Genomic DNA, 17,274 nt, shown 5'->3' on the forward strand with positions numbered 1-17,274 from the left:
CTCATGAAAAACGTCCTCAGCATTCAGTCGCACGTCATCTACGGACACGCCGGCAACAGCGCGGCCGTGTTCCCGATGCAGCGCCTCGGCGTCAACGTCTGGCCGCTCAACACCGTCCAGCTGTCGAATCACATGCAGTACGGCCACTGGGCCGGCAGCGCGATCGACGCCGCGAAGATGGAGCAGCTGGTCGACGGCGTCGCCGCGATCGGCGCGCTCAAGCGCTGCGACGCGGTACTGTCCGGCTTCGTCGGCTCGCCGGCGCAGGCGCGCGCGACGGTCGAGATCGTGCGCTCGGTGAAGGCGATGAACCCGAACGCGTGGTACTTCTGCGATCCGGCGATGGGCCAGACGGGCGGCATCCGCCCCGAACCCGGCGTCGAGGAATTCATCGTCGCGGAGATGCCGGCGCTCGCGGACGGCATGTCGCCGAACCACACCGAGCTGCAGAAGCTCGCCGGGCGGCGCATCGAGACCGTCGCCGAAGCCGTCGACGCGTGCCGCGCGCTGATCCGCCGCGGGCCGAAAATCATCCTCGTCAAGCACCTGCACGACCGCAGCAGCCCGGCCGACCGCTTCAACATGCTCGCCGTCACCGAGACCGAAGCGTGGATCGGCCAGCGCCCGCTGTATGCGTTTCCGCGCCATCCGGTCGGTGTCGGCGACCTCACCAGCGCCATTTTCGTCGCGCGCCGGTTGCGCGGCGACTCGGTGCGCGCCGCGTTCGAGCACACGCTCGCGGCGGTGCACGCGGTCGTGAAGGCAACCTACGACGCACGCCGCTACGAGCTCGAACTCGTCGCCGCGCAGGACGAAATCGCGCGCCCGAGCGAATGGTTCGGCGCGTGGGTGACGGACGCCTGACGCCGCTGCATCCGCATCGCCGGCGCGCGTCAAGCGCCATCTGCTGTCCTGCTGTCCTGCTGTCCTGCTGTCCTGCTGTCCTGCTGTCCTGCTGTCCTGCTGTCCTGCTGTCCGCTTTCCCGCTGTCCGCTGTCCGCTGTCCGCTGTCCGCTGTCCGCTGTCCGCTTTCCCGCTATCCGCGTCCCCGCTGCCCGTTGCACCGCGACCGTCGGCCGTTGTCCGTTCAACGCCGCGCCTGCAAACGTTTCCGGACTTCACATGAATGACACCGATTTCTCGCTATGCTCGCGGCGGCACGACCCGGCGCAGCCGCATCCTGCGCCACGGGGCGCGTCCATTTTCCGCATGTCCCGCCAACCGGCTCCCCCCTTTAACGCACGATAACGACCATGACCCGATCGAACCGTCGTGACTTCCTGCGCGTCGCCGCCGGCACCGCCGGCGCAGCCGCGCTGAACCTGTTCCCGCCCGTGATCCGCGATGCGCTCGCCATCCCCGCGAACCGCCGTACCGGCACGATCCGCGATATCGAACACATCGTGATCCTGATGCAGGAGAACCGTTCGTTCGACCATTACTTCGGCACGATGCGTGGTGTCCGCGGATTCGGCGACCCGCGCCCGCTGCGCCTCGCGAACGGCAAGTCGGTGTTCCATCAGCCGGTCGGCCCCGCCGAGCTGCTGCCGTTCCACCCGGGCGCCGACAAGCTCGGCCTGCAGTTCCTGCAGGACTTGCCGCACGGCTGGCAGGACATGCACGCCGCCTGGAACAAGGGCCGCTACGACCAGTGGGTGCCGAACAAGGGCACCACGACGATGGCGTACCTGAAGCGCGACGACATCCCGTTCCACTACCAGCTCGCCGACGCGTTCACGATCTGCGACGCGTACCACTGCGCGATCCCGAGCTCGACCGACCCGAACCGCTACTACATGTGGACCGGCTACGTCGGCAATGACGGCACGGGCGGCGGCCCGGTGCTCGGCAACGAGGAAAAGGGCTACGGCTGGACGACCTATCCGGAAGTGCTCGAGCAGGCCGGCGTGTCGTGGAAGATCTACCAGGACGTCGGCACGGGGCTCGACGCGAACGGCTCGTGGGGCTGGACGCAGAACCCGTACATCGGCAACTACGGCGACAACGCGCTGCTCTACTTCAACCAGTACCGCAGTGCGCTGCCCGGCACGCCGCTGTACGACAAGGCGCGCACCGGCACCAACATCAGCGCCGGCGGCACGCTGTTCGACGTGCTGCAGCAGGATGTGAAGAACGGCACGCTGCCGCAGGTGTCGTGGATCTGCGCGCCGGAAGCGTACTCGGAGCACCCGAACTGGCCGGCGAACTACGGCGCGTGGTACATCGAGCAGGTGCTGAAGGTGCTCGTATCGAATCCGGACGTGTGGAGCAAGACCGCGCTCTTCATCACCTACGACGAGAACGACGGCTTCTTCGACCACGTGCCGCCGCCGTTCGCACCGCAGTCGCGCGACAACGGGCTGTCGACGGTCGCGACGACCAACGAGGCATTCGCCGGCGACGCGTCGCACATGGCCGGCCCGTACGGGCTCGGGCCGCGCGTGCCGATGCTGGTGGTGTCGCCGTGGACCAAGGGCGGCTGGGTCTGCTCGCAGACCTTCGATCACACGTCGCTGCTGCAATTCATCGAAGCACGCTTCGGCGCGCAGTACGCGGTCACCGCGGCGAACGTGTCGCCGTGGCGCCGCACGGTGTGCGGCAACCTGACGTCCGCGTTCGACTTCGCGACGCCCGACGCAAGCTGGCCGCAGCTCCCGGACACGAGCGGCTATGCGCCGCCCGACCGCAACCGTCACCCCGACTACATCCCGGTGCCGCCGGTCGTCCAGCATCTGCCGAAGCAGGAGGCCGGCCTGCGTCCGGCGCGCGCGCTGCCGTACGAACTGTTCGTGCACGGCCGGATCGACAATGCGAGCGGCCAGTTCCGGCTGACTTTCGCGAACACCGGCACTGCGGGCGCGGCATTCCAGGTCCAGGCGCGCAATCGTGTCGACGGCCCGTGGACCTACACGGTCGACGCCGGCAAGCGGCTCTCCGACCTGTGGAGCCCGGCGCCGTCGCTCGGCCTGTACGACCTCGACGTGTACGGCCCGAACGGCTTCTACTGCCACTTCCGCAGTCCCGCGGCGATGGCGGTCGGCCCCGCGAGCATCAACCCCGAGGTGATCTACGGCTACGACGTCGCGAACGGCAACATCACGCTGCGCCTGATGAACCGCGGCCACCAGGCCGTGCGGCTCAAGGTGACGAGCGCATACGGCCACGGCCATGCGCGCGAGTTCGACCTCAAGCCGGGTACGCACGTCGACGACTACTGGGATCTGCGCGGCAGCCACGGCTGGTACGACCTGACCGTCAGCGACGGCCGCCCGCTCGGCTTCCTGCGCCGTTTCGCGGGCCACGTGGAGACCGGCCGCCCGAGCACGAGCGACCCGGCGATCCGCACGAACGCGTCGCATGACGACGCCGAAGCCGCGTCGGACGCCCTGTCCGACTGACGACGGCGAACGCGGCGCGGCCCCCTCTGGGGGTTGCGCCGCCCGCCCGCACCCGCCTCCCGTCCATTCGTGACGGGAAACTCCCGATACCAGCCGCCCGCGCTCGCGCGGAAGCTGTGCGCAAATCCGCATCGAATGCGCGGCAAATTGCCAAGACCCGCGCATATCGGCGACCTATATATCGAGACGATCGGGGCTCCTCGCAGAGCCTGACGGGAGGTCCTTTCCGGGAAGCATCAGCAAGCCGACCTCCACGTCCGATTCCGAGAAGCGGTCGAACCGCCCGCCCGTCGCACGCGCCCGGCCCGCCGGCTGCGTGCGGTACCCACCCGCTGGTGTTAGAACAAGAGGAACGAACATGACATTCCGTCATTCCCTGTTGTCGGTATCGGTCGTATCCGCGGTAGCCCTTCTCTCGCAACACGCCGCCCAGGCCGCCGACGCGTCCGACGTGAAGGTCGGCTTTGCCGCGCCGCTCACCGGCGTGAACGCCGGCTACGGCAAGGATCTCCAGAACGGCGTGCAGCTCGCGCTCGACGACGCCGCCGCGCAGAAGGTGCAGATCGCCGGCAAGCCCGTGCATTTCGACCTGGTCGTGCAGGACGACCAGGCCGACCCGCGCATCGGCGTGCAGGCCGCGCAGGCGCTCGTCGACCAGAACGTGTCGGTGGTGGTCGGCCACTTCAACTCGGGCACGACGATTCCGGCGTCGGTGGTCTACGACAAGGCCGGCATTCCGGTGATCGACCCGGCCGCGACCAACCCGACGCTCACGTCGCGCGGGCTCGCGAACATGTTCATGGTGATCGCGACCGACGGCCAGAACGCCGGCAACGCGGGCAAGTACGCGGTCGACGTGACCAAGGCGAAGCGCATCGCGATCATCGACGACCGCACCGCGTTCGGCCAGGGTGAGGCGGACGAGTTCGAGAAGGCCGTGAAGGCGGCCGGCGGCAACATCATCGGCCGCGAGTTCACCAGCAACCAGGCGGTCGACTTCCGCGCGCAGATCACGAGCCTGAAGGGCAAGAACCCCGACCTGATCTTCTTCGGCGGTCTCGACTCGCTCGCCGCGAACTTCATCAAGCAGATGCGCCAGCTCGGGCTGAACGCGCAGTTCGTCGGCGGCGGCGGTGTGAAGGACAACGAGTTCATCAAGATCGCCGGCCCGGCCGCGGAAGGCGCGATGGCGTGGGAATACGGGCGGCCGCTCGACGAGCTGCCGCAGGGCAAGGATTTCGAGCAGCGTTTCAAGAAGCGCTTCGGCGTCGACGTGCTGTCGTACGCGCAGTTCGGCTACGACGCGGCCTGGGCGGCGATCAAGGCGATGCAGGCGGCCAACTCGACCGACCCGAAGGTCTATCGCCCGGCGCTGAAGAAGGTCGACTTCGAAGGCGTGACCGGCCGCATCTCGTTCGCGAACGACGGCTCGCTGAAGAGCGGGATGTCGACGCTGTACCAGGTGAAGAGCGGCGCGTGGAAGACCATCGTGACGAAGGGGGGCTGATCGGGCAGGATCGGCGGTCCGGGTAGGGGGCCGCCCCGGGGCGCGGGCGACGGCGGGAACGCCGCCCGGCGCCCCTCGCACGATGCGGGTGACCGGACGATCCGCAGCCGGCGCTCAAACGATCGGCACAATCGCATCGATCTCATACGATGACCGATGTCGAGGCGATATTCGTCAAGGCCTGCGGCGCCGCGCAGGCCATGTCAGCGGCCACGCGTCAGCTGGCCTGCGTGTCGCGTTCCGCCTCGGCCGCTTCGTGCGCACGGCGCAGCCGCTCGCGGCTGTTGGTCAGGTGCGTGCGCATCGCGGCGCGCGCGGCTTCCGGGTCGTGACGCGCGATCGCCTCGTAAATGTCTTCATGCTCGTGATTGAGCCGGCCGACATAGCGCTCGAGGTCGTCGCCGGCGAAGCGCGCCGAATTCACGCGCGTGCGCGGAATGATCGACGCGCCGAGCTGCGTCATGATGTCCACGAAATAGCGGTTGCCGGTGGACTGCGCGATCTGCAGGTGGAACTGGAAATCGAGTGGTGCCGTGTCACGGCCGCCGCCCGCCCCCGACGCGATCGCGTCGAGCGCGCGCCGCAACGCGGCGAGGTCGGTATCGTTCGCGCGCTGCGCGGCGAGGCTCGCGCATTCGCTTTCGAGGCTGATGCGCAACTCGAGCACCGCGAGCACGTCGCGCAGCGTCGTGATGGTCGCGGGATCGATGCCGAGCGTCTGCCGGCGCGCCGGCTCGAGCACGAAGCTGCCGATGCCGTGGCGCGTCTCGACGAGGCCGCTCGCCTGCATCCGCGAGATCGCTTCGCGCACGACCGTGCGGCTGACGCCCTGCGCCGCCATGACTTCGGTTTCGGTCGGCAGCTTGTCGCCGGGACGCAGCGTGCCGTTTTCGATCTGCGCGGTCAGCGCGTCGACGACATCTTGTGCGAGGCTGCGTGCGCGACGGCGCGGCGCTGCGGGAAGCGTGGGCACGGACATGAGGCCGGTTCCTTTTTGAATGATCGTAATGTGAGCCGAGGGTTTACGCGGGGTTTGAGCGAACGCCGATGATTCATTATACTGCGTCACAAGTCATCCGACGACTGATGATCGCGACACGGATCTCCTGTCGACCGAGGCTGGCGCTCCAGCGCTGCCCGGTCCCGTGGTTCACGATCGGCCGGCATTCGCGCTTCTGCGCGGCTGCCGGCGCCCGGTTTCGCGACCGATCGAAGCGCGCTTGCGCGCGTGCTCCGGCCTGTCGCGACACCGGCATCGAGCGGGTCGCCCCCATCCTTTCGGGTTGCTGTCGACATGCGGGGCTTGCGCACCGCGCACGTCGGTTGTCGAATGATCGCACCTCCCGCCGCGCGCAGCAAAGATTTTGCCGCACGGCATTGCCCACTCTTTTGCCATCGCCGCCATGAACGCCGTCACTGCCTCGCCTTCCCACGACACGCCGCGCATCGTCGACCTGCAAGCCATTCCGGTCGCCGGCCACGACAGCATGCTGCTCAACCTGAGCGGCGCGCACGGCCCGTTCTTCACCCGCAACCTCGTGATCCTGAAGGACAGCGCGGGCCGGACCGGCGTCGGCGAGGTGCCGGGCGGCGAAAGCATCCGCCGCACGCTGGAGGACGCGCGCGCGCTCGTCGTAGGTCAGCCGGTCGGCAATTACCATGCGGTGCTCAACGACGTGCGGCGCACCTTCGCCGACCGCGACGCGAGCGGCCGCGGCCTGCAGACCTTCGACCTGCGCACCACGATCCACGCGGTCACCGCGCTCGAAGCCGCGCTGCTCGACCTGCTCGGCCAGCATCTCGGCGTGCCCGTGGCGGCCCTTCTCGGCGAAGGGCAGCAGCGCGAGCGCGTCGAGATGCTCGGCTATCTGTTCTACATCGGCGATCGCACGCAAACTGCGCTGCCCTATCGCGACGGCCGCGGCGCGACCGACGACTGGACCCGCGTGCGCGACGAAGCCGCGCTGACGCCCGAGGCGGTCGTGCGCCTCGCCGAAGCCGCGCATGCGCGCTACGGGTTCAACGACTTCAAGCTGAAGGGCGGCGTGTTCGAAGGCGCGCGCGAGGTCGAGGCCGTGACGGCGCTTGCCGAGCGCTTCCCCGAAGCGCGCGTGACGCTCGATCCGAACGGCGCATGGTCGCTCGACGAGGCCGTGCGGCTGTGCCGCGACCTGCATCACGTGCTTGCGTATGCGGAAGATCCGTGCGGCGCGGAGAACGGTTATTCGGGCCGCGAGGTGATGGCCGAATTCCGCCGCTCGACCGGGCTGCCGACCGCCACCAACATGATCGCGACCGACTGGCGCCAGATGGGCCACGCGGTGCAGTTGCAGGCGGTCGACATCCCGCTCGCCGATCCGCACTTCTGGACGATGCAGGGCTCGGTGCGCGTCGCGCAGATGTGCCGCGACTGGGGCCTCACGTGGGGCTCCCATTCGAACAACCACTTCGACGTATCGCTCGCGATGTTCACGCACGTCGCGGCCGCCGCGCCCGGCCAGGTCACCGCGATCGACACGCACTGGATCTGGCAGGACGGCGAACGGCTGACGCGCGAGCCGCTGAAGATCGAGAACGGGCTCGTGGAAGTGCCGAAGCGTCCGGGCTTCGGCATCGACATCGACATGGAGGCGGTCGCGGTCGCGCACGAACTGTACAAGCAGCACGGGCTCGGCGCGCGCGACGACGCGGCCGCGATGCAGTATCTGATTCCGGGGTGGACGTTCAACAACAAGCGCCCCTGCCTCGTGCGCTGAGCGCGGGACGAAACGGGCGGCGGGTCCGCCCGGTCGACATGCGCGGCCGGCCGGGCCTAGTCGGCCAGACCTAGCCGGCCGCACCTACCAGGCCAGACCTAGCCGGCCGCCCCAATCCCCCGCGCCATCCCCGACGCGGCGAGCACGATCACCATCACGAGCACGGCCTGCCAGTGGCCGATCCGCACATAGGTCCGTGCGCGGCCCAGATCGGGCATCTGCTGCTGCCGCGCGGCGATGCGCCAGCGGATCAGCCCGAGCATCGGCACGATCTCGAGCAGCAGGATCAGCACGAGCGCGGTCATCTTGAGGTGAAAGAGCGGCTCATGAAGGTAGTACGCCGAGCCCTTCTCGAAGCCGCCGAATGCGCGCGTGAGCCCGGTCGCGATCAGTACCAGCGCGGACAATCCCCAGGCCGCGTCGGCCTTGAACACGCCGGGCAGGTCGGCGGCCTGCGCCGACGCGATGACCCGGCGCAGCGCACGGTTGCGTCCCGCGATCGCGGCGAACGCGACGCCGAATGCCATCAGGTGAACGGCTGCCAGCAACCAGCGGACGATCATTGCGCCTCCTTGTCGCCCGCGCGCCGCGCAGGCCTTGTCAGACGATCTGTTTGAGCGCCGCGTCGAGCGCGAGCACCGCGACGCGGTCGCCCTCGGTCGCGAGCGGCGCGCGCATCACGATCTGCCGGTTATGGCCGACGGCCGCCGGCGAATCCCACAGCAGTTCCACCTTCGGCCGCCGGAACAGGCTGCCGCGACGCGGCGGCACGGCGGCCGGCTGCGCACCCTGCTCGCCCGCGGCGGGCGCGACCCGGCCGGGCCAGCGCACCGACAGTTCGCGCGCGTCGTACTGACCGACCTTGCGGCTCTCCATCCAGACGATCGCGGTACGCGTGAGCGTATCGAGCGAGATCGCGTAGCGGCCGACCGCGAAGCGGCGCGCGGCCACGTTGGTGCGCCACAGCGGCCGCGGGCGGCACATCCAGACGATCGCCGCATACAGCGCCGGCGCGGCGACGAGCCAGCCGTTGGTCGCCGTCACCGCGTGCAGCGCGCGGCGCCAGCCGGCCGCCCACGCGAATGCGCCGATCGACCACACGGCGAACAGGAAACCGATCAGCGCGAAGACCCGCAGCGCCTGGCGCAGCCACTGCGGCAGCGGATGGAACGGCCGCTCGGCGCGCGCGACGGCGCCCGGCAGCGCGAGCAGCAGGAAGATCAGGACGAGATAGACGAACGCCCAGGGCGACGACACCATCGCCGACAGCGACGCGCGATAACCCATCTGGGACATCGAGAACAGCCAGCGCGCGAGCAGCACGAGACCGATCGCGCGCAACGCGAAGATCACGCCGGCGCCGGGGGCCGGTGCTGCGCGCGTGGTTTTCGTTCTCGCCAAGACTGCTCTCCTCTCGATGTTCGTGCGGGGCCGGATTTCACGGCACGGCCATTATAGGGACATTACCGTCTGGACAGACGGCCGGATGGCGTGCCGGACCGCTTCCGCGGCCGTTCGCGGCGCCGGGCGCGGCGAGAATACAACAGATCCGCGCCGCAGATGTGACAACGCCCCGCCGGAGACCCGGACGGGGCGTCGATGACGGGGCCTCAGCCGCGGTGCGGCCGGCGGCCCGGCATCAGCCTGCGTTGACTTCGCGCAGGACGGTGCGGCGCTTCTGGCGCAGCAGTTCCTCGTAGCCCTTCACGTAGTTCTGCGCCATCACCTTCGACGAGAAACGGGCTTCGAACGCGGCGCGCACCTTCTCGCGCGGCAGCGTATCGAGGCGCTTGAGCGCCGCGACGGCCGACAGTTCGTCTTCGACGACGAAGCCCGACACGCCGTTCTCGATCACTTCCGGCACCGAGCCGCGCTTGAACGCGATCACCGGCGTGCCGCACGCCATCGCCTCGATCATCACCAGGCCGAAGGGCTCCGGCCAGTCGATCGGGAACAGCAGCGCGTGCGCGTTGCCCAGGAATTCGGTCTTTTCCGACTCGCTGATTTCGCCGATGTACTCGACGTGCGGCAGCGCGAACAGCGGCTTGATCTTCTCTTCGTAGTACGCGCGGTCAGCCTTGTCGAGCTTCGCGGCGATCTTGATCGGCAGGCCGGCCTGCTCGGCGATGCGGATCGCGGTGTCGACGCGCTTTTCCGGCGAGATGCGGCCGAGGAACGCGAGGTAGCTCGGCTTCACGTTCGGGATCGGCGTCAGCAGGTTTTCCGGCAGGCCGTGGTACACGGTCGACAGCCAGTTCGCCTGCGGCAGCGGGATACGCTGGTTGTCGGAGATCGACACGACCGGCACGTCGCTGAACGCATTGAAGATCGGCTGCAGTTCCGGCAGGTCGAGACGGCCGTGCATCGTCGTCAGATGCGGGACCGGCTGGCGCGAGAACAGCGAGAACGGGTAGTAGTCGATGTGGCAGTGCAGGACGTCGAACTCTTCCGCGCGGCGGCGCACCTGCTCGAGGAGCAGCATGTGCGGAGCCATCACGTCGCGGATCGTCGGGTCGAGGCGCAGTGCCTGCGGCCAGCACGCTTCGAGCTTCGCCGACGTTTGCGAATCGCCGCTCGCGAAGAGCGTGACGTCATGCCCCATCTCGACAAGTGCTTCGGTGAGGTAGGACACCACTCGCTCGGTACCACCGTACAGTTTCGGGGGCACCGCTTCGTGCAACGGAGCGATTTGGGCGATTCGCATGCGTAACTCCTAAAAAATCGGCTAAAAACCAGGTATGGGTCGGCAACCTGCCGGCGGTCCGGGCTGGATGCATTTCATCCGAAAAATCGGACGAATCAGCCTGCCGGGGGCGTCGAACCCGCGCTGCTCAAGGAGCGTCGGCGACGCGACAGGCATAGAACGTTTGAAACGAAGACCCGTTGACAGGGGTTCGTAAAAACCTGGAATCGAACCCGGAGCCGATTATCTAGGGTTAATCCCGATACGGCGCACAACATTTCAAACTCTTTGCTTTGTTACAAAGGCGCAACACTTTGCAACCCGCGGACTTGGGTGTCCGTTCTAGAGTGGAAGGCTCTTTTTGGCGTTCCGAGTCATCCGCCACGGCCGGCATCGTGATTCCGGTGCACGCGGCAGGACGGATGCCGGATTTTATCTCAAAATTGATCGCGCGCCCCTGACCAAGGCAAGATTCGCGCTGCGCAATGCACGGCCTTGTTTACAATGCCGGATTATTCAGTCCGGGCGGCCGTGGGCTGCGATCCTGACGATCCGCTCAACCACCGAATCACCGCACGCATATTTTGGAATCTCTCACCCCTGCCCAGCGCAACGCCCACAACGCGAAGCTGTCGAGCTACGCGCATCGGCCGATCGCGTTCCTGTTCCGCTACATCCGCCTGCATCCGGTCGCGCACCTGGTCGTGCTCTGCAGCGTGCTGGCCGCCGTCGGCTGCGCGCTCGGCTCGCAATACGCGATCAAGCACCTGATCGACGTGCTCGCGACCGGGCGCCATCATCCGGGCCCGCTGTGGAGCGCGTTCGCGCTGCTCGTCGGCCTGATCGCGGCCGACAACCTGCTGTGGCGCGTCGGCGGCTGGGCCGCCGCGCACACGTTCGTCGCGGTCACCGGCGACCTGCGGCGCGACCTGTTCCAGTACCTGATCGGCCATTCACCGACCTACTACTCGGAAAAGCAGCCGGGCACGCTCGCGAGCCGCATCACCGCCACGTCGAACGCCGTCTATACGTCGGAGAACACGATGGCGTGGAACGTGCTGCCGCCGTGCATCGCGGTGATGGGCGCGATCCTGATGATCATCGTCGTGAACCCGCTGATGGCCGCCGGCCTGCTCGGCTGTTCGGCCGTGCTCTCCGTCGTGCTGTTCAAGCTCGCCGGGCGCGGCTCCGCGCGCCATCACGCGTTCGCGTCGAAGGCCGCCGCGGTCGACGGCGAGCTCGTCGACGTGATCGGCAACATGGGCCTCGTGCGCGCATTCGGGATGACGCTGCGCGAACAGAAGCGCTTCGGCGCGACGGTGAAGGCCGAGATGGACGCGCGCCAGCAAAGCCTGTTCTACCTCGAGAAGCTGCGCCTGCTGCACGCGGTGATCACCGCGATGCTGTCCGCCGGCCTGCTCGGCTGGGCGCTGTGGCTGTGGGACCAGGGCCGCGCGACCTCCGGCGACATCGTGCTCGTCAGCTCGCTCGGCTTCACGATCCTGCACGGCACCCGCGACCTCGCCGTCGCGCTCGTCGACGTCACGCAGCACGTGGCACGCCTGTCCGAAGCCGTGAAGACGCTGCTCGAGCCGCACGGGATGCCGGACCGCTCCGACGCGCAGCCGCTGTCGGCCAAGGGCGGCCGCGTCGATTTCGAACGCGTGACGTTCGCGTATCCGCATCGCCGCGCAATCCTCGACCACTTCGATCTCCATATCGAACCGGGCCAGCGCGTCGGCCTGATCGGCAAGTCGGGCGCCGGCAAGTCGACCGTGCTCGCGCTGCTGCAGCGCTTCTACGACACGCAGGACGGCGCCGTGATGGTCGACGGCCAGGACGTGAAGGCGATCACGCAGGACAGCCTGCGCCATGCGATCGCGCTCGTGCCGCAGGACATCTCGCTGCTGCACCGGACCATCTACGACAACATCGCGTACGGCCGCCCCGAGGCGACCCGCGAGGAAGTGCTCGCCGCCGCGCGCGACGCCCGCTGCTCGGAGTTCATCGAGGCGATGCCGGAAGGCTATGACACGATCGTCGGCGACCGCGGCGTGAAACTGTCGGGCGGCCAGCGCCAGCGCATCGCGATCGCGCGCGCGATCCTGAAGGACGCGCCGATCCTGCTGCTCGACGAAGCGACGTCCGCACTCGACAGCGCATCCGAGGAAGCGATCCAGAGCGCGCTCGACCGCCTGATGGTCGGCCGCACGGTGATCGCGATCGCGCACCGGCTGTCGACGCTGCGCAACTTCGACCGGATCATCGTGATGAGCAACGGCAAGGTGATCGACGACGGCAGCCCCGACGTGCTGCGCAATCGTCCGGGCCTGTACCGCGACCTGCTCGCAAAGCAGCACGGCCGCCATCACGCCCCCGACGGCACCGCGCCGACCGGCGAACGCGTGGCCTGACGCCGCCCAGGCAGCATCCCGTCCTGGCAGCCGATAAAAAAACCGCCGTGCGCGAAGCACGGCGGTTTTTTTCATGGCGCCGCGCGACCGTCGCCGCGCGGCACGCGGATCACACGCGCTGCAGGTCGCGCAGGAAGTTGTCGCGCCACACCGACACGTTGTTCTCGCGCAGCTGCGCGATCATGTCCGCATAACGCGCGCGCCGCTCCGCGAGCGGCATCGTCAGCGCCTGCGACAGCGCATCGGCCATCCCGTCGATGTCGATCGGATTGACGATCAACGCGCCCGTCAGCTCGCGCGCGGCGCCCGCGAAGCGCGACAACACCAGCACGCCCGGATCGTCCGGATTCTGCGCGGACACGTACTCCTTCGCGACCAGGTTCATCCCGTCGCGCAGCGGCGTCACGAAGCCCACGCGGGCGAGGCGATACAGTGCGGCCAGCACCTGCCGATCGTACTGGCGGTGAATGTAGAGGATCGGCGCCCAGTCGAGCTCCGCATAGCGGCCGTTGATGCGCCCCGACTCCGCTTCGAGCTGCAGGCGGATGTCCTGGTACGCGCGCAGGTCGGCGCGCGTCGACGGCGCGATCTGCAGGAACGACACGCGGTTGCGGATCGAGGTCTGGTGCTCCAGCAGCTTCTCGAACGCGCGGAACCGCTCGACGAGCCCCTTCGAATAATCGAGCCGGTCGACGCTCATGATCAGTTGGCGCCCGCGCAGCGACGTGGCCATGCGCGCGGCCTTGCCGTGCTCGCCCGCCTGCGCGAGCGACGCGATCTCGTCCGGATACACGCCGATCGGATAGGCGGCCGCGCGCAGCGTGTTGCCGAACGCGCTCACGCGCACCGTGTGCCCTTCGCGCGCCACTTCGCCGCCGGCCTCGAACTCGATGTAGTCGCAGAACGCGCGCAGGTCCGGCTCGGTCTGGAAGCCGAGCAGATCGAACGCGCACAGCGATTCGACGAGCTCGCGATGCGGCGGCACGTTGACGAGCACCTGCGCGGCCGGAAACGGAATGTGCAGGAAAAAGCCGATGCGGTTCTTCACGCCGGCCGCACGCAGCGCACGCGCGAACGGGATCAGGTGATAGTCGTGCACCCAGATCACGTCGTCGTCCCGCAGCAGCGGCACGAGCTGCTGCGCGAGCCAGACGTTCACTCGGCCGTAGCCGTCGAACTCGTAGCGGTCGTACTGGATCAGGTCCGCGCGGTAATGGAACGCGGGCCACAGCGTCGCGTTCGAGAAACCGCGGTAATACTGGTCGTAATCGCGGCGCGACAGCCCGACGGTCGCGAACGTCACGGGGCCGCGCTCCTCGATGCGGATCTGCGGCGCACCGGACGCGACCACCTCGCCGCTCCAGCCGAACCACATGCCGCCCGTCTCCTTCAGCGCATCGTAGACGCCGATCGCGAGACCGCCCGCCGCCGGCTCGCCTTCCGAAATCGGGGCGACGCGGTTCGAAACGATGATGAGTCGGCTCATGCGCCCTGCAGCTCCGCGCCAAGCCAGCGGGCGATCTGCGCGTGCAGCGCGTCGACGGAGTCGAGCCGCGTGCGGGCCGACGTCTCGCCCGCGCCGACCTTGATCGACAGGCCGCCGCGCGCGTTGACCACCGCGAAGCCCTTCTCGTCGGTCAGGTCGTCGCCCGCGAACAGCGGCACGCGGCCCGCGAACGGCGGCTCGTCGAGGAACGCGGCCAGCGCGCGCCCCTTGTCGACACCCTTCGGCTTGATCTCGAACACCATCTTGCCGGGCTGCAGCACGTACGCATCCGCATATTCGGCGACGAGGCGCTCGGCCGCCGCGCGCGCGGCCGGCTCACGCTCGGGCGCGTTGCGGTAGTGCAGCGCGACGGCCGCCCCCTTGATTTCGAGCAGCATGCCCGGATGACGGTCGACGACGGCCGCGAGCTCGCGCTCGATGCGCAGCAGCCGTTCGTCGTTGAAGCCGATGCGCTGCGTGTCGCCGTTCGCGTCGCGCCGCTCGGCGCCGTGCAGGCCGGCGATCGGCAGGTCCGGCATGTTCAGGAACGTGTCGAGGTTGTCGATGCCGCGACCCGACACGATGGCGACTGCACCGTGCGAACGGCGCCGCAGTTCATCGAGCAGCGTCAGCAGCGACGCCGGCACGTGAATGCTGTCGGGCGTCGGCGCCAGCTCGACGAGCGTGCCGTCGAAGTCGAAAAAGAACGCGGTATCGGTCAGGGACAGGGAAGCCGGAACGGATTGCATCGATTCGATGGTCTGAGAGCGGCCTGCCAACGCGGGGGCCGCCGCTGCGAGAATGGAATTGTGCGCATCTTACCGCGCCTGCGTACCGAGATGGGCGAAACCGGTGCGGGGCTTGCCTCGCGCCGCCGCCCGCGTCAACTGCGACATATTGCCCCGCTCGCCCGTGCCGTACGGGTTTCGAAAGGACGCGGGCGCGGGAATTGCGCTACAGTCGGCAACCGCCGGCCGCGCGACGCATGGCGCCGCGCCGGCCGACGACCGTTCCGTCCGATCGAGCCCCAGGATGTCGTCTGCCCGTCCCGCGCCGCACTGGCGCTTCCTCAGCCTGACCCGCCTCGTCCGCGCGGCCGCGGCCCTGACCGCCGCCGTCGCGCTCGCGGCCTGCACGCACGACGAGCCGGGCTGGCGCCTGACCAACGTCACGGGCCACCTGCCCGACCTGTCGTTCACGCTCACCGGCGGCGACGGGCGCACGGTCGACGCGAACGCGTTTCGCGGCCGCATCGCGCTCGTCTACTTCGGCTACACGCACTGTCCCGACGTCTGCCCCGAAACGATGGCGCGGCTGATGGAAGTGCTCGCGAAGCTCGGCCCGCAGGCGAACGGCGTGCGCATCCTGTTCGTCTCGGTCGATCCCGCGCGCGACACGCCGCAGGCGATGCAGTCGTACGTCGCCGCGTTCGATGCCGCGCACGCGCGCGGCCTGACCGGCACCGACGGCCAGATCGAATCGCTCGCGAAACGCTATCGGGTCGCGTACCAGATGGAAAAACGCGACCCGTCCGGCGGCTACGAAGTCACGCACAGCTCGGCCGTGTACATCTTCGACGCGACCGGCCGCGCGCGCCTGCTCGCGACCGACCGCGATTCGCCCGACGCGATCGCCGCCGATGTACGCCGGATCATCGACACTGCCTCCACCACCTCCTGAATTCCGAACTCCGACATCTCCGACATGAAGACGACCCTCAAGACGCTCGCCCTCCTCGCCGCGCTGTGCACCGCTGCGCAAGCCTGTGCCGCGGGCGCGATCACCGCGCAGAATGCATGGGTGCGCTGGCTGCCGAACCGGCTGCCCGCGGGCGGCTACGTGACGCTCGTCAACACGGGCGACAAGCCGGTCGACCTGGTCGACGTCGACAGCCCCGACTACGGGATGGCGATGCTGCACCAGACCGTGTCGAACGGCTCGACGCAGAAGATGGAAATGGTCGACAAGCTGACGATCCCCGCGCGCGGCAAGGTCGACATCGCGCCGGGCAGCTATCACTTCATGCTCGAGGAACCGAAGCACGCGATCAAGCCCGGCGACACCGTGCGCCTGCGCCTGAAGTTCTCCGACGGCGAAACGGTCGACACGCCGTTCGCCGTGAAGTCGCCGGCCCAGGCGAAGTGATGCGCGCGCGATGAACGTCCTGTACTGGCTCGATCCGTGGGAACCGTCGCCGACCGTGGTCATGGCGGTGCTGACGGCCGCCGTGCTGTTCGCGCGCGGCGTGAAGAAGGCGAAGGTGTCGCCGCTGCGGCAGTTCTCGTTCTGGCTCGGGCTGACGGCGCTCTACATCGCGCTGCATACGCGGCTCGACTACTTCTTCGAGCACGAATTCTTCCTGCACCGCGCACAGCACCTGGTGCTGCATCACCTCGGGCCGTTCTTCATCGCACTGGCCTACCCGGGCGCCGCGATCCGCGCGGGCATTCCGTTTCGCTGGCGGCAGCGCTTCGTGCGCCCCGCGCTCGCGTGGGCACCCGTGCGCGCGACGCTCGACGTGGTGTTCCATCCGGTCGTCGCGGTCGTGCTGTTCGTCGGGCTGATCTATTTCTGGCTGCTGTCGCCGATCCACTTCGTCGCGATGCTCGACTGGCGCCTGTATCGCGTGATGAACTGGAGCATGGTGATCGACGGGCTGCTGTTCTGGTGGCTCGTCGTCGATCCGCGTCCCGCGCCGCCCGCGCGGCTGTCGCCGGGCCGCCGGATCCTGATCGTCGTCGCGGCGATTCCGCCGCAGATCGCGCTCGGCGCGCTGATCTTCTTCACGCCGCACGAGCTGTATCCGATCTACTCGATCTGCGGACGCGCGTTCACGTGGCTCAGCCCGCTGCGCGACCAGCAGATCGGCGGCCTGCTGCTGTGGATTCCGGGTTCGATGATGAGCGTGATCGGCGCGCTGATCGCGCTGCGGCACTGGTTGCGGTTGTCCGCGCGCGGCCGCTTGATCGAAGAGCGGGCTGCCGCCCTGCACGCGGCACGCCCGCCGGTGACGCGCGCCGCCCACTGACG

14 protein-coding genes are annotated in these 17,274 nt (G+C 68.5%); 8 read left to right on the plus strand and 6 right to left on the minus strand.

The genetic code is table 11. The features are described 5' to 3' along the window. Positions 1–3: 3 nt before the first annotated feature. The 3 genes from pdxY (at position 4) to DID98_RS17065 (ending at position 4,905) form a co-directional block, all read left to right on the plus strand. On the plus strand, positions 4–864 hold the full coding sequence (gene pdxY, locus DID98_RS17050; RefSeq protein WP_044849114.1) for a pyridoxal kinase PdxY: 861 nt from the start codon (positions 4–6) through the stop codon (positions 862–864). A 389-nt stretch (positions 865–1,253) separates the two neighbouring features. Further along, positions 1,254–3,398 carry a phosphocholine-specific phospholipase C gene (locus DID98_RS17055; protein WP_124571063.1) on the plus strand — a complete coding sequence of 715 codons (2,145 nt, stop codon included), beginning with the start codon at positions 1,254–1,256 and terminating at the stop codon, positions 3,396–3,398. 358 nt (positions 3,399–3,756) lie between these two features. Next, positions 3,757–4,905 carry a branched-chain amino acid ABC transporter substrate-binding protein gene (locus DID98_RS17065; RefSeq protein ID WP_044844737.1) on the plus strand — a complete coding sequence of 383 codons (1,149 nt, stop codon included), beginning with the start codon at positions 3,757–3,759 and terminating at the stop codon, positions 4,903–4,905. 217 nt (positions 4,906–5,122) lie between these two features. On the opposite strand, the gene DID98_RS17070 is transcribed toward DID98_RS17065, so the two are convergent. Further along, a complete protein-coding gene (locus DID98_RS17070) occupies positions 5,123–5,884 on the minus strand; it encodes a FadR/GntR family transcriptional regulator (protein WP_124487410.1) in 762 nt (253 codons plus the stop codon). Between the two features lie 424 nt (positions 5,885–6,308). Between DID98_RS17070 and gudD the strand changes: the two genes are divergently transcribed. Then, positions 6,309–7,661, plus strand: a complete 1,353-nt coding sequence (gene gudD, locus DID98_RS17080) for a glucarate dehydratase (RefSeq protein ID WP_124571065.1) — start codon at positions 6,309–6,311, stop codon at positions 7,659–7,661. A gap of 98 nt (positions 7,662–7,759) precedes the next feature. Here the strand turns inward: gudD and DID98_RS17085 are convergent, their stop codons facing one another. The 3 genes from DID98_RS17085 to DID98_RS17100 all read right to left on the minus strand — a co-directional run bounded on the left by DID98_RS17085 (position 7,760) and on the right by DID98_RS17100 (position 10,365). Further along, positions 7,760–8,224: a DUF2214 family protein gene (locus DID98_RS17085; protein WP_124521349.1), complete on the minus strand. Its 465-nt coding sequence runs from the start codon at positions 8,222–8,224 to the stop codon at positions 7,760–7,762. A gap of 37 nt (positions 8,225–8,261) precedes the next feature. Next, on the minus strand, positions 8,262–9,062 hold the full coding sequence (locus DID98_RS17090; RefSeq protein ID WP_124487414.1) for a hypothetical protein: 801 nt from the start codon (positions 9,060–9,062) through the stop codon (positions 8,262–8,264). Positions 9,063–9,300: 238 nt separating this feature from the next. Beyond that, a complete protein-coding gene (locus tag DID98_RS17100; protein WP_044844742.1) occupies positions 9,301–10,365 on the minus strand; it encodes a glycosyltransferase family 4 protein in 1,065 nt (354 codons plus the stop codon). A gap of 563 nt (positions 10,366–10,928) precedes the next feature. Here DID98_RS17100 and DID98_RS17105 point away from each other — a divergent pair. Beyond that, on the plus strand, positions 10,929–12,758 hold the full coding sequence (locus DID98_RS17105) for an ABC transporter ATP-binding protein (protein ID WP_044844743.1): 1,830 nt from the start codon (positions 10,929–10,931) through the stop codon (positions 12,756–12,758). Between the two features lie 109 nt (positions 12,759–12,867). On the opposite strand, the gene otsA is transcribed toward DID98_RS17105, so the two are convergent. After that, on the minus strand, positions 12,868–14,244 hold the full coding sequence (gene otsA, locus DID98_RS17110) for an alpha,alpha-trehalose-phosphate synthase (UDP-forming) (RefSeq protein WP_124571066.1): 1,377 nt from the start codon (positions 14,242–14,244) through the stop codon (positions 12,868–12,870). Beyond that, positions 14,241–14,993, minus strand: a complete 753-nt coding sequence (gene otsB, locus DID98_RS17115; protein WP_124487418.1) for a trehalose-phosphatase — start codon at positions 14,991–14,993, stop codon at positions 14,241–14,243. Before otsB ends, otsA begins: the two co-directional genes overlap by 4 nt. 283 nt (positions 14,994–15,276) lie before the next feature. Between otsB and DID98_RS17120 the strand changes: the two genes are divergently transcribed. Genes DID98_RS17120 through DID98_RS17130 form a run of 3 tightly spaced genes read left to right on the plus strand, consistent with a single transcriptional unit; the run spans position 15,277 to position 17,272 of the window. After that, positions 15,277–15,924: an SCO family protein gene (locus DID98_RS17120; protein ID WP_124571067.1), complete on the plus strand. Its 648-nt coding sequence runs from the start codon at positions 15,277–15,279 to the stop codon at positions 15,922–15,924. 24 nt (positions 15,925–15,948) lie between these two features. Continuing rightward, positions 15,949–16,389, plus strand: coding sequence for a copper chaperone PCu(A)C (locus tag DID98_RS17125; RefSeq protein ID WP_124521355.1), 441 nt, complete (start codon positions 15,949–15,951; stop codon positions 16,387–16,389). Between the two features lie 10 nt (positions 16,390–16,399). Beyond that, positions 16,400–17,272: a cytochrome c oxidase assembly protein gene (locus DID98_RS17130; protein ID WP_124571068.1), complete on the plus strand. Its 873-nt coding sequence runs from the start codon at positions 16,400–16,402 to the stop codon at positions 17,270–17,272. Positions 17,273–17,274 lie beyond the last annotated feature (2 nt).

Origin of the sequence: Burkholderia sp. Bp8984, assembly GCF_003853755.1 — a bacterium.
Classification (GTDB): Bacteria; Pseudomonadota; Gammaproteobacteria; order Burkholderiales; family Burkholderiaceae; genus Burkholderia.

Coding starts and splice junctions, on each gene's coding strand:
- DID98_RS17055 (WP_124571063.1), top strand. CDS start 1,254: ATGACCCGATCGAACCGTCGTGACTTCCTGCGCGTCGCCGCCGGCACC.
- DID98_RS17100 (WP_044844742.1), bottom strand. CDS start 10,365: ATGCGAATCGCCCAAATCGCTCCGTTGCACGAAGCGGTGCCCCCGAAA.
- DID98_RS17125 (WP_124521355.1), top strand. CDS start 15,949: ATGAAGACGACCCTCAAGACGCTCGCCCTCCTCGCCGCGCTGTGCACC.
- DID98_RS17070 (WP_124487410.1), bottom strand. CDS start 5,884: ATGTCCGTGCCCACGCTTCCCGCAGCGCCGCGCCGTCGCGCACGCAGC.
- DID98_RS17130 (WP_124571068.1), top strand. CDS start 16,400: ATGAACGTCCTGTACTGGCTCGATCCGTGGGAACCGTCGCCGACCGTG.
- DID98_RS17120 (WP_124571067.1), top strand. CDS start 15,277: ATGTCGTCTGCCCGTCCCGCGCCGCACTGGCGCTTCCTCAGCCTGACC.
- otsA (WP_124571066.1), bottom strand. CDS start 14,244: ATGAGCCGACTCATCATCGTTTCGAACCGCGTCGCCCCGATTTCGGAA.
- gudD (WP_124571065.1), top strand. CDS start 6,309: ATGAACGCCGTCACTGCCTCGCCTTCCCACGACACGCCGCGCATCGTC.
- otsB (WP_124487418.1), bottom strand. CDS start 14,993: ATGCAATCCGTTCCGGCTTCCCTGTCCCTGACCGATACCGCGTTCTTT.
- DID98_RS17085 (WP_124521349.1), bottom strand. CDS start 8,224: ATGATCGTCCGCTGGTTGCTGGCAGCCGTTCACCTGATGGCATTCGGC.
- pdxY (WP_044849114.1), top strand. CDS start 4: ATGAAAAACGTCCTCAGCATTCAGTCGCACGTCATCTACGGACACGCC.
- DID98_RS17065 (WP_044844737.1), top strand. CDS start 3,757: ATGACATTCCGTCATTCCCTGTTGTCGGTATCGGTCGTATCCGCGGTA.